The sequence below is a fragment of the Jannaschia sp. GRR-S6-38 genome (assembly GCF_029853695.1).
Lineage (GTDB): Bacteria > Pseudomonadota > Alphaproteobacteria > Rhodobacterales > Rhodobacteraceae > Jannaschia > Jannaschia ovalis.
Map to the genome: position 1 here is coordinate 2,796,946 of NZ_CP122537.1, position 11,347 is coordinate 2,808,292.

The window sequence follows — 11,347 nt, forward strand, 5'->3', positions numbered from 1 at the left end:
GTCAGCCCGTCTCGCTCAGCGGCCAGTAGAAATCGGGCGGCAGGCCGGCCTCGGCGCGCTTCTCCTCGTTGAAGGGCGGCTTGAGGGGGCCGTGGAAATAGCGCCGGACCAGATCGTGGAACACGTCCTTGGGATCGAGATCGTGGCGCCCGCACAAGAAGTGAAACCATTTCGAGCCGTAGGCGACATGGCTCACCTCCTCGGCATAGATCGTCTCCAGCGCGGCAACGGCGTCGTCGGCCCCGGCCTTGCGGAAGATCTCGATCATGCCCGGCGTCACGTCGAGCCCGCGCGCCTCCAGCACCATCGGCACCACGGCCAACCGGGCCAATAGGTCGCCCGCCGTCTCCTCGGCGGCGCGCCACATGCCGGCATGCGCGGCCAGCGCGCCGTAATGCGACCCGGCCGCCTCGAGGCATTCCGCCATCAGGCCCCAATGCTTCGATTCCTCGTCGGCGGCGCGCACCCAGTCGTCGAAGAATCCCGGTGGCATGGGCACATGGGCGAACCGCGCGATCACGTCCCAATGCAGGTCGACGGCGTTCAGCTCGATATGCGCCACGGCATGCAGCAGCGCGATCCGCCCCTCGGGCGTGCCGGGCTTGCGGCGCGGCACGTCGCGCGGGTGCTTCAGCTCCGGCCGCGCGGGCCGGGCGGGACGGTCGGGCGGATCGGCCGTGCCGATCTCGGGCAGGGCGCCCTCGGCTCGCGCGGCCTGCCAGGCGGCGGCGTAGCGGCGGCTGAGCGCGGTCTTGGCGCGCGCATCGGCGGTGGTCAGCACCTCCACTGCCATCTGCGCCAGCGGCGTCACGCGCGCGCGGCTTCCAGCACCGCCTCCGCATGGCCGGGCACCTTCACCTTGCGCCAGACCTGCTTCACCGTCCCGTCGGCCGCGATCAGGAAGGTCGCGCGTTCGATCCCCATGCTCTTCTTGCCGTACATGTTCTTCTCGACCCAGACGCCGTAATCCTCGCAGACCGAGCCTTCCGCGTCCGAGGCCAGCGTCACGCCCAGCTCGTGCTTGGCGGCGAACTTGTCGTGCTTGGCGACGGTATCCTTCGAGATGCCGACGATCTCCGCGCCCGCCTCGCGGAAGGCGTCGAGATGCTCGGTGAAGGCGATCGCCTCCTTGGTGCAGCCCGGCGTGTCGTCGCGCGGGTAGAAATACAGCACCACCTGCTTGCCGCGCATGTCGCGCAGACTGACCTCGCCGCCGCCATTGGTGGGCAGGGTGAAGTCGGGGGCCTCCTGGCCGGGCTGGATGTCGGGCATGGCACTCTCCTGTCGGTTGTCGCGAGAGGACTTGGAACCCGTCCCCCCGATGGTCAAGATGGCGCGATCCTGCGAGCCGCCCATGACAGATGACCTGACGCCCCCCCGCCGCCGCCGTCCGCTTCGCCGGGCGACGGGGGTCGTGCTGGTCCTGCTGGTCGCCGCGCTGGCCACCGCGGGCTGGCGGCTGACCCGCGGGCCGGTCGATCTGCCGGCCTGGGTTGTGGCGCGGGCCGAGGCGCGGCTGGGCGCGGGGCTGGCGCCGACCGCGCTGACGCTGGGCGGCGTTTCGCTCGATTTCGACACTGGGGCTCTGGCGCTCGGGCTGCGGCTGCGCGGGGCGGAACTCGCGCGCGACGGTGCGACGCTGCTGCGCCTGCCCGACGCGCGGGTCGAACTGGACGCGCGGGCGCTGGCCGCGGGCCGGCTGCGCCCCACCCGGATCGGGGTCGAGGGGCTGTCGCTGCGCGTGGCCCGCGACGCGGAGGGCCGGCTCAACCTCGGGCTCGGCGGGGGCGGCGGCGGCTTGCCCGACAGCTGGGCCGGCGCGTTGGAGAGCATCGACGCGGTCTTGTCCGCGCCCGCCGTGGCCGCGCTGGACGAGCTGCGCATCGACGGCGTCCGGCTGGACCTGTCGGATGCCGTCACCGGGCTTTCCCAGCAGATCGAGAACGGCTCGCTGGTGATGCGCCGGGCCGGGCAGGCGGCCGCGCTGGACCTGGTGACCGAGCTGCCGCTCTCCGGCGGGGGCGCGGCGCGGCTCACCGCGACGCTGGAGCGGCGGGTGCCGGGCGAGGGGGCGATGGCGCGCTTCGCGTTGGTCGGGCTGCCGGTCGGCCGCTTGGCCGAGGCGCTGCCGAACGTGCCTGCCCTGTCGCTGGGCCGTGGCACCCTATCGACCAGCGCGGCCATGACCCTGTCCGAGGACGGCGTGCCCGGCCCGCTGCGCGGCCAGGTCCAGCTGTCGGAGGCCCAGCTCACCGGCCGGCCCCGCTTCGCGCTGGACCGCGCGCGGCTCGGCTTCGCCTGGCAGCCCGGCTCGGGCCGGATCGCGCTCGAAGAGGTCGCGGCCTCCTCCGATGACCTGGCGCTCGCGGCGACGGGGCAGATCCTGCTCGAGGACGGGCTGGTCGGTCCAGTGCAGGTGCAGCTCCGGCTCGGCGAGACGGTCTTCGACCCCGAGGGCATGTTCGACCGCCGCGTGGCCTTCGACGAAGGCCTGATCGAGGCGCGGCTGACCCAGGCGCCGCTGGCGCTGCGGGTCGGGCAGGCGATGGTCACCGGCCCCTCGGCCACGGCGCGGGCCTCCGGCCGGCTGCGCTTCCGGCCCGAGGGGCTGGAGGGCGCGCTGCGCGTCGCGGTGCCGCAGATGCCGGTCGAGGATCTCAAGGCGCTCTGGCCGCGCGAGGTGCAGCCGCAGGCACAGCGCTGGTTCGACACGAACCTGCTGGGCGGCACGGCGCGGGACGTGGTCGCGGCGTTGCGGCTGGCGCCCGGCGCCGCGCCCGAGGTGCTGGGCAGCTTCACCTTCGCCGACGGCACCTTCCGCTACATGCGCTTCATGCCGCCGGGCGAGGGCGCGGCCGGCGCGGCGCAGCTCGACGGCGACCGCTTCTCGATCCGGCTGGACGCGGGCACCGTGCCGGGCCGGGGCCCGTCGACGCCCGAAGGCGTGGCACCCGGGCGCATCGACCTCGCCGGCACGCGCTTCGTCATCCCCGACGCCCGCCAGCGCCCGCCGCGGGGCGAGCTGTCGCTGGTGGCCGCGGGCGCGATGGGGGACGTTCTGGACCTGATGGACAACCGCCCCTTCCGGCTGCTGTCGCGGCTGGACCGGACGCGCGACCTGGTTTCGGGGGCGGCGACGGCGACCGTCTCGGTGTCGCTGCCGCTGCGGCCCGGCAACGCGCCGGCCGATATCGTCTACGAGGTCGCGGCCCGCCTGACCGGCGTCGAAAGCACCACGCTGGTCCCGAACCGCAGCCTCGCCGCCGAGGCGCTGGCGCTGCGCGCCGTCCCGGGGCTGGTCGAGATCACGGGCCAGGCGACGCTGGACGGGGTGCCCTTCGACGGGCGCTGGTGGCAGGTGCTGCCGCCGCCCTCCGAAGACGCGATCGACCCGAACGCGCCGCCGCCTCCGCCGCAGCCCCTGCCGGAGCCCGGACGGCTGGCCGGGCGCGCGACGCTGACGCCCGAGGGCCTGGCGCGGCTCGGCATCTCGGTGGGCGCGATCGCGCTGGACGGCGCGACCGCGGCGCAGGTCGAGGTCGCGCTTCCGCGGGGCGCGCCGCCGCAGCTGAGCCTGCGGTCGGATCTTTCGGGGCTTTCGGTGGGACTGCCGGCCATCGCCTGGTCGAAGCCCGCCGGCCGTGCGGCGGAATTCGCGCTGGAGGCCACGCTGGGCGCCACGCCCGAGGTGACGCGCATCGCGCTCGACGCGCCGGGGCTGGAGGCCGCGGGCCGCATCGTCCTGCGCCAAGGCGGCGGGCTCGAGCGGGCGGCGTTCGACCGGGTTCGGACCGGGTTCTTTACCGGGCCGCTGGTCCTGACGGGGCGCGGCGCGGGCCGGTCGCCCGCGGTCGCCATCCGGGGCGGCGCGGCCGACCTGCGGCGCGCGCTGCTCTCCACCGGAGGCGGGGGCGGCGGCGATCCCGCGCCGCTCGAGATCGTGCTGGACCGGCTGCAGGTGACCGAAGGCATCGCGCTCACCGATATGCGGGCGCGGCTGCGCGGCGGGGCGGGCGAGTTCACCGCCCGCGTCAATGGCGGCACGCCGGTCGAGGGCGTGCTGGCGCCGCAGGGGGATGGCAGCGCCGTGCAGATCCGCACCGGCGACGGCGGCGGCGTGCTGCGCTCGGCGGGGCTCTTCCAGGATGCCCGCGGCGGCGCGCTGACGATGACGCTGCGGCCCACGGGTCAGACGGGCGTCTATGCCGGCGCGCTGCGCGGCAGCGACCTGCGGGTCCGCGACGCGCCCGCGCTGGCCTCGCTCCTGCAGGCGCTGTCGGTCGTGGGCATCCTCGAGCAGCTAGGCGGCGAAGGTCTCGTCTTCCAGACCGTCGAGAGCGATTTCACCCTGCGGCCCAGCGACATCGTCGTGCGTCGGGCCAGTGCCGTCGGGCCGTCGATGTCGATCACCGCCGACGGGGTGTTCGACCTCGCCGCCAAGCGGATGGACATGCAGGGCGTAATCTCGCCGATCTACCTGGTGAACGGGCTGTTCGGCGCGCTGTTTGCGCGGCGCGACGAGGGGCTCTTCGGCTTCACCTACCGGTTGACCGGCCCGGCGGCGGATCCGCAGGTCTCGGTCAACCCGCTCTCGATCCTGACGCCGGGCGTGTTCCGCGACATCTTCCGCCGGGCCCCGCCCACCTGATAGGGGCGGCGGCATGAAGCTGAGCGATTTCGATTTCACCCTGCCCGAGGACCTGATCGCGACCCGTCCCGCGCGGCCCCGATCCTCGGCGCGTATGCTCGTGGTGCGGCCTTCGGGGCTGACCGATGCGCGGGTGTCGGACCTGCCGGACTGGCTGCGGCCGGGCGACCGGCTGGTGCTGAACGACACCAAGGTGATCCCCGCGCGGCTCTCGGGCGAGCGGGCGCGCGAGACGCGCGACGGCTCGGGCCGGGCGGCTTGCGAATTCACCCTGACGCAGGCGCTGCCGGACGGGTCCTGGCGGGCGCTGGGCAAGCCCTTGCGCAAGCTGCGCGAAGGCGACCGGATCGAGTTCGCCGCCGGGCTGACGGCGCGGGTCCTAGGCAAGGACGAGACCGAGGTGGCGCTACAGTTCGACAGCAGCGGCAAGGACTTGGACGCCGTTCTTCAAGTCGCGGGCGAGATGCCCCTGCCGCCCTATATCGCCGCCAAACGCAAGCCCGATGCGGCCGATCGCGATGACTACCAGACCATCTGGGCGCGCCATTCCGGGGCGGTCGCGGCGCCGACGGCGAGCTTGCATTTCGACGCGTCCCTGCTGGAGGCGTTGCGGGCGCGGGGCGTGGAGTTCACCGAGGTGACGCTGCATGTCGGGGCGGGGACGTTCCTGCCGGTGAAGGTGGAGGACGTAACCACCCACAAGATGCATGCGGAATGGGGCGAGGTCACCGCGCAAGCTGCGGAAGACATTGCGAAAACCCGGGCCGACGGGGGGCGGGTGATCCCAGTGGGGACGACCGCGCTGCGGCTGATCGAGAGCGCGGCGCGGGACGGGACCATCGCGCCGTTCCGGGGCGAGACGGATATCTTCATCTACCCGGGTTTCGAGTTCCGCGTAACCGACGGATTGATCACGAATTTCCACCTACCGCAGAGCACATTGCTGATGCTGGTCAGCGCGTTGATGGGGCGCGAGCGGATGCTGGCGGCCTATGCCCATGCGGTCGAGAACCGCTACCGGTTCTTCAGCTACGGCGATGCCTCGCTGCTGCTGCCGGAGGGGTGAAATCCGTGGATGATCTGCGGGTGATCTGCGGGTGATCCGTGTCGGACGTCATTCGACATCCCCTTCCGCGATATCGCGCACCGCGCCGGCCACGGTGACCGGGTCGCCTTGGGTGCCGGTCACCGTCACCTCCAGCCGCGAGGGGGCGCCCATATCGGCCCCCTGCAGCACGGTGAACGCGCCGCCTTCGCGGAGCCCGTCCCAGTCGAGATCGACCAGCGCGCCGCCCAGCGCCGCGGCGGCGGCGCCGTTGGCCGGGTCCTCGACCACGCCGCCGATGGCGAAGGCGTTGCGGGAATGGATCAGCCGCGGGGTCTCGATCTGCAGGAGCGAGATCGTGGTCAGCCGCGCGTCCCGCATCAGCGCCTGGCCCGCGTAGAACGGGTAGGCCATCGCCGCGAGCCGGGCGCGGTCGCGCAGCGCGAGGATCGCGTGGCGCTCGCCCGCCTCGGCCAGGCGCGGCGGCAGGCGGGGGTCGAGATCCCCGGCCGTCAGATCGAACAGCGCCAGCAGCCGGTCGCGCAGCCCGGGGTCGAGCGGAGCGGAGCGCGTCGGCGGCGAGGTCAGCGCAGCGCGCCAATCCGCGCCGTCGCGCGTCGCCTCGACCGAGATCGCGGCGTCGCGCAGCGCGAGCGGAAAGCGGCCCGGCCCCGCGCGGCGGCCGAGCGCCACGCCCAGCGCGATGGTGGCGTGGCCGCAGAAGGCCACTCCAGCGGCGGGCGCGTAGTAGCGCACGGTCCAGCCGCCCGCGCCGTCGGGCGCGGCGAAGGCGGTTTCGGAATAGCCGATCTCGGCGGCGATGCGCTGCATCTCGGCCGGCGGGGGCAGGGCGTCGCCGATGACGACGCCGGCCGGGTTCCCGCCGCGTCCGGCATCGGCGAAGGCGGAGAGGCGCTGGATTTCCATGGGCGATCCTTTCCGAACCGTTCCTAAAGCTGGCCTGCTTCTTTCGGCCAGATATACGCATATTGACAATCCGTATGTTGTCTAAGCTTTTGGCATCAACGGGCCTTGAAGGGGTGCGATATGTCGGGTGACGTTAGAGAATCGGGGTCTGCCTCATTCGTTTCGGAAGTGCTCTGGAGCTCGGCTTTCCCTCCCAGTCAACTCGATCGCATGCAAACTATTCTCAGAGGCCATGGCTATGGCGCTTTGGAAGTTTCGATGTGCTGCCCATCTGGCCTATCGGCACTCCGAAGGATGTTTTTCCTCACCTATGGCCCCGAGGGGCGTCCAGTCTCAAGCCTCTCGGAAATAGCCGTTCCCGAAAATTCTACGTTTCTTAAGATTACCGCTCGATTTCTAACGGCTCAAGAACGTGATCTTGGGCGTGTCAGGATGCTGAGTGCGGCAAACCTCCTGAGAATGACATTTGGAATTCCTGCCGCAAGGGAGGCGTGCTTATTTTGGCGGTCGGATGAGGGCAGATCCGAAAATAGATGGGTCTCTGACCCCGCATATGCATCGTTCTTTGACACACAAGCGCTCAATTTGTTTGGCGATCCACCGATTGAAGAGGCGAAAATTAGACGCATCCCCGACGAGGCACACATTTTGATAGACAAAGCATTATCGCAACGTTTCCCAGAAGAAGCCTTCATCCTTCTGTGGGTCGCCTTTGAGGCGATTATAAGCGCCTTTCCCGGAAATCAAACCAACGGAGAAAAGAGAAAGAGGTACTTCAAGGGAACCCTGATGTCCAACGATGCAAATGAAGAAGTCAGAATGCTTCATAGAGTTAGAGGCGACCTCTTCAAAGAGGGGCGTGCCGATTTGCCGGAACTGAGTTTGGCAATCCAGTCACTCTATTGCGCAATTCAACTCTCGATTCTTGAGGACTGCCCGCAGCGCGCGGCCTTTCTTAGAGGCTATGAAGCGCAGATCACGCAGCGTCGCAATGAAAGAAGTGTAGCGCCAAATTGAAGGGCTACGCGGGCGATCTGGAGCTTGTTGAAAGAGTCCGTCCAGAGTGTGATTGGTGTCTCGGACCAGTTTCCCAAGCGTCCCCTCTGAAACTTTGAATGAGCCGGTCTCAGACTTGTGCCTCAACCCTGCGGGCTCTGGTGCTCGCGGTGCCGGGCATGGACGCCTACGGGCCAGCCGACCGGCTGGCCGCGGGACAGGCTTTGCAGCCGCTGTTGCTGCTGGCGGCCGCACCGCGCTGTCCGCTCTCCGCGGGGATGAGTGCCGGAGGGGCGGAGCGGGCCCACGCCGCCCTTGACAGGCATCAATGCGCGCCGGGCCGGATCGCGAGAGCGTGGGGCTGTGACGGCACGGGCCCGGGGGGCGCCTGGGGGGAGCACCCGCGACCCAGCCGACACGCGGGGCGCGGCGCCGGCCGATCCGGCGCTGCGCCCCTTCACCGCCGCGCCGCCCGGAGTGCCCGAGATGCCCGACCGCGCCATCCTGGAAGAGCTGATCGCGCAGGCGGTGCTGGCGCCGTCGAGCCACAACACCCAGCCCTGGCTGTTCGAGATCGCCGGCACGGAGCTGCGCCTGCGGGCGGACGGGGACCGCACCCTGCCGGTGAACGACCCCGAGGATCGGGAATTGGTCATCAGCTGCGGCTGCGCGCTGTTCAACCTGCGCGCCGCGGCGGCGGCGGCGGGCCTGGGCTGCCAGGTCCGGGCCTTTCCCGACGCCGCGGACCCGGAGCTTCTGGCCGGGATCGGCTTCGCGGGGCCGCCGGATCCCGCGCTGGCCGCGCTCGCCCCGGCGATCGCCGGGCGGCGCACCCATCGCGGGCCCTTCGCCGCCGGGGCGGTCGCCGAGGGCGACGTCGCCGCGCTGGTCCGCGCGGCGGAGGCCGAGGGCGCGCGGCTCGCGATCATCGGCGACGCGGCGCAGCGCAGCAGCATCGCGGAACTGGTGGCCGAGGGCGACGCCGCGCAATGGCGCGATCCGGCCTGGCGGGACGAGCTGGCCCGCTGGATGCATCCCAAGCGGGAGGGCGACGGGCTGAGCCTGCCCGCGCCGGCGGTGCCCGTGGCGCGGGCGGTGGTGCGGCGGCTGGACCTGGGCGGCCGGGTGGGCGCGAAGGATCGCGCGCTGGCCCTGCGGGCGCCGGTGCTGGCGGTGCTGGGCACGGACGCCGACGGGCCCGCCGACCGGCTGGCCGCGGGACAGGCCTTGCAGCGACTGTTGCTGGTGGCGGCGGCGGCGGGGCTGCAGGCATCCTACCTGAACCAGCCGGTGCAGCTGCCGGCGCTGCGGCCGCGGCTGGCGGCGCTGTGCGGCGGGGAGGGCGCGCCGCAGATCCTGCTGCGGATCGGCCGGCAGAAGGCGATCCTGCCGCCCGCGCCGCGCCGGCCGCTCGCCGCGGTGATGACGGGCTGAGCACCGCGTCCCTCGGGGCCCCGAGGGGCGCGATTTGCGCGCGCGCGGCTTTGCGACAATCGACTTCGCATTCGGGATGGACGCATGGCGGCCCCGGGCGTAGGCGCGGGCCGAACCCATACGCGCGAATCGAGGCCGCCCATGTTCATCGTGATCCGGAATTCGTGGGCGCTGCTTCTGGGCGTGGCCCTGCTGATGGTCGGCAACGGCATGCAGGGCACGCTGCTGGGTGTGCGGGGCCAGATCGAAGGCTTCTCGACCGGCTGGATGTCGGTGGTGATGTCGGCCTATTTCGCGGGCTTCCTGCTGGGGTCGCAATCGGTGCCGCACATGATCCAGCGCGTGGGCCATGTGCGGGTCTTCGCGGCGCTGGGCAGCTTCGCCTCGGCCGGGCTGATCCTGTATCCCGCGCTGACCGATCCGATCGCCTGGACCGGGCTGCGGCTTCTGCTCGGGTTCTGTTTCTGCGGCATCTACATCGTCGCCGAGAGCTGGCTGAACAACACCACCACCAACGAGACGCGGGGCCGGGCGCTGTCGCTCTACCTGATCGCGCAGATGGTGGGGATCGTGGCGGCGCAGGGCTTCTTCGCGCTGGGCGACGCGTCGCAATACGGGCTGTTCGTGCTGGTCTCGGTGCTGGTGTCGCTGAGCTTCGCGCCGATCCTTCTGTCGGCCACGCCGGTGCCGCCCTTCGAGACCGCCAAGCCGATGTCTTTCCGCGAGATCTTCCGCGTCTCGCCTTTGGGCTGCGTGGGGATCTTCCTGCTGGGCGGCGTGTTCTCGGGGATGTTCGGGATGGCGGGCGTGTTCGGCGCGCTGGCCGACCTGACGGCGGGGCAGATCGCTCTCTTCGTGTCGGCGATCTACACCGGGGGCATGCTGGTGCAGTACCCGATGGGCTGGGCCTCGGATCGCTACGACCGGCGCAGGCTGGTGATCGCGGGCGCGGGGATTGCGGCGCTGGGCTGCCTGCTGGGCTTCAGCGGGCTGGGCGGGTACCCGGCGCTGCTGGTCGCGGCCTTCCTGGTGGGGGGGATGGCGAACCCGCTCTACTCGATCCTGCTGGCCTATACGAACGACTACCTGACGCCCGAGGACATGGCCGCCGCCTCGGCGCGGCTTCTGTTCATCAACGGACTGGGCGCGATCGGCGGGCCGATCCTGACCGGCTGGCTGATGGGCGCGGTCGGGCCGGAGGGGTTCTTCCTGTTCATCGGGGCGTTGATGCTGGCGCTCGGGGGCTACGGCATCTGGCGGATGGTGCAGAACCCGGAGGGCGTGGTCGACGAGAGCGCGGGCTATGTCGCGGTCTCGCCGCTGGGGACGACCTATGTCACGATCGGCTCGGTCGTCGAGGAGTGGGAGGAGGAATGGGACGCCGCCCATGTCGAGGACGCGGAGGCAGGCAGCGGCAAGGCCGCATGAGGGGAGGAGGATCCGATGGCGCATGATCCCGAGGACGTGCTGCGGTTCTGGCTGGAGGAGAAATCCCCGGCCGACTGGTACAAGGGCGGCGCGGCGCTCGACGCCGAAATCCGCGCGCGCTTCCTGTCCGCCTGGGAGGCGGCGCGGGACGGGGCGCTCTTCGACTGGATCCACACGGCGCGGGGTGCGCTGGCCTTCCTGATCCTGACCGACCAGTTCTCGCGCAACATCCACCGGGACGACGCCCGGGCCTTCGCCACCGACCCGCTGGCCCGTGCGGTGGCGGCGCGCAGCGTGGCGGCGGATCTGGACCAGCAGATCGATCCCTCGCCGCGGCAGTTCTTCTTCCTGCCCTTCGAGCATTCCGAGGACATGGCCGATCAGGACCGCGCGGTGGCGCTGATCGGGGAACGGATGGAGGCGCCCGAGACGCTGCTGCACGCGCGGGTCCACCGCGAGATCATTGCGCGGTTCGGCCGATTCCCGTTCCGCAACGAGGCGCTGGGCCGGGCCAGCACGCCCGAGGAGCGCGCCTTCATGGACGAGGGCGGCTACGGGGCGCTGCTGCGCGCGTTCCAGGACGGCTGAGAATTGGCCGGGGCCGGGGCGCGCCCTATCGTCTTCATCACGACGACAGCGAAGGAGGACGACATGGGACCGAATTACCTCGCCCGCTCGCGCCTGGCCTGGGCCTCGATGGCGATGATCCTGCTGGGACTGGGGCTGCACGGCGTGGCCGGGCTGGTCGATCTGCCGATCTGGGTGGTGCCCGCGGGTTATTTCGTGGCGCTGGCGGGCGCGATGCTGATGTTTTTCGGCTGGGTGCGCTGGCGCGCGATCCATCCGCCGCAGGGCTGAGCCCCGGGGGC

Annotated in this window: 10 protein-coding genes; 7 read left to right on the top strand and 3 right to left on the bottom strand. The window is 71.2% G+C overall.

Annotated elements, in window-relative coordinates; all coding sequences use genetic code 11:
• Window position 1 precedes the first annotated feature (1 nt).
• Complete coding sequence (locus P8627_RS14420; protein WP_407932986.1) at window positions 2–793, bottom strand: ferritin-like domain-containing protein; 792 nt, start codon at window positions 791–793, stop codon at window positions 2–4.
• A 14-nt stretch (window positions 794–807) separates the two neighbouring features.
• Window positions 808–1,272 carry a thioredoxin-dependent thiol peroxidase gene (bcp, locus tag P8627_RS14425; RefSeq protein WP_279964935.1) on the bottom strand — a complete coding sequence of 155 codons (465 nt, stop codon included), beginning with the start codon at window positions 1,270–1,272 and terminating at the stop codon, window positions 808–810.
• An 82-nt stretch (window positions 1,273–1,354) separates the two neighbouring features.
• On the opposite strand from bcp, the gene P8627_RS14430 reads away from it, so the two are divergent.
• On the top strand, window positions 1,355–4,648 hold the full coding sequence (locus P8627_RS14430) for an AsmA-like C-terminal region-containing protein (protein WP_279964936.1): 3,294 nt from the start codon (window positions 1,355–1,357) through the stop codon (window positions 4,646–4,648).
• Between the two features lie 13 nt (window positions 4,649–4,661).
• Window positions 4,662–5,714, top strand: a complete 1,053-nt coding sequence (gene queA / locus P8627_RS14435) for a tRNA preQ1(34) S-adenosylmethionine ribosyltransferase-isomerase QueA (RefSeq protein ID WP_279964937.1) — start codon at window positions 4,662–4,664, stop codon at window positions 5,712–5,714.
• A gap of 48 nt (window positions 5,715–5,762) precedes the next feature.
• On the opposite strand, the gene P8627_RS14440 is transcribed toward queA, so the two are convergent.
• Complete coding sequence (locus P8627_RS14440; protein WP_279964938.1) at window positions 5,763–6,620, bottom strand: PhzF family phenazine biosynthesis protein; 858 nt, start codon at window positions 6,618–6,620, stop codon at window positions 5,763–5,765.
• A 294-nt stretch (window positions 6,621–6,914) separates the two neighbouring features.
• Between P8627_RS14440 and P8627_RS14445 the strand changes: the two genes are divergently transcribed.
• The 5 genes from P8627_RS14445 (at window position 6,915) to P8627_RS14465 (ending at window position 11,336) form a co-directional block, all read left to right on the top strand.
• A complete protein-coding gene (locus P8627_RS14445; protein ID WP_279964939.1) occupies window positions 6,915–7,637 on the top strand; it encodes a hypothetical protein in 723 nt (240 codons plus the stop codon).
• Between the two features lie 465 nt (window positions 7,638–8,102).
• Complete coding sequence (locus P8627_RS14450; protein ID WP_279964941.1) at window positions 8,103–9,050, top strand: Acg family FMN-binding oxidoreductase; 948 nt, start codon at window positions 8,103–8,105, stop codon at window positions 9,048–9,050.
• Between the two features lie 141 nt (window positions 9,051–9,191).
• Window positions 9,192–10,478: an MFS transporter gene (locus P8627_RS14455; RefSeq protein WP_279964943.1), complete on the top strand. Its 1,287-nt coding sequence runs from the start codon at window positions 9,192–9,194 to the stop codon at window positions 10,476–10,478.
• A 15-nt stretch (window positions 10,479–10,493) separates the two neighbouring features.
• Window positions 10,494–11,066, top strand: coding sequence for a DUF924 family protein (locus P8627_RS14460; protein WP_279964945.1), 573 nt, complete (start codon window positions 10,494–10,496; stop codon window positions 11,064–11,066).
• A gap of 63 nt (window positions 11,067–11,129) precedes the next feature.
• Entirely contained in the window at window positions 11,130–11,336 is a 207-nt protein-coding gene (locus P8627_RS14465) for a hypothetical protein (protein ID WP_279964947.1), read from the top strand.
• The last annotated feature ends 11 nt before the right edge of the window (window positions 11,337–11,347 follow it).

Excerpts from the sequence above, each read along its gene's own strand:
- P8627_RS14420 (WP_407932986.1), bottom strand. The coding sequence starts at position 793 with ATGGCAGTGGAGGTGCTGACCACCGCCGATGCGCGCGCCAAGACCGCG.
- bcp (WP_279964935.1), bottom strand. The coding sequence starts at position 1,272 with ATGCCCGACATCCAGCCCGGCCAGGAGGCCCCCGACTTCACCCTGCCC.
- P8627_RS14430 (WP_279964936.1), top strand. The coding sequence starts at position 1,355 with ATGACAGATGACCTGACGCCCCCCCGCCGCCGCCGTCCGCTTCGCCGG.
- queA (WP_279964937.1), top strand. The coding sequence starts at position 4,662 with ATGAAGCTGAGCGATTTCGATTTCACCCTGCCCGAGGACCTGATCGCG.
- P8627_RS14440 (WP_279964938.1), bottom strand. The coding sequence starts at position 6,620 with ATGGAAATCCAGCGCCTCTCCGCCTTCGCCGATGCCGGACGCGGCGGG.
- P8627_RS14445 (WP_279964939.1), top strand. The coding sequence starts at position 6,915 with ATGTTTTTCCTCACCTATGGCCCCGAGGGGCGTCCAGTCTCAAGCCTC.
- P8627_RS14450 (WP_279964941.1), top strand. The coding sequence starts at position 8,103 with ATGCCCGACCGCGCCATCCTGGAAGAGCTGATCGCGCAGGCGGTGCTG.
- P8627_RS14455 (WP_279964943.1), top strand. The coding sequence starts at position 9,192 with ATGTTCATCGTGATCCGGAATTCGTGGGCGCTGCTTCTGGGCGTGGCC.
- P8627_RS14460 (WP_279964945.1), top strand. The coding sequence starts at position 10,494 with ATGGCGCATGATCCCGAGGACGTGCTGCGGTTCTGGCTGGAGGAGAAA.
- P8627_RS14465 (WP_279964947.1), top strand. The coding sequence starts at position 11,130 with ATGGGACCGAATTACCTCGCCCGCTCGCGCCTGGCCTGGGCCTCGATG.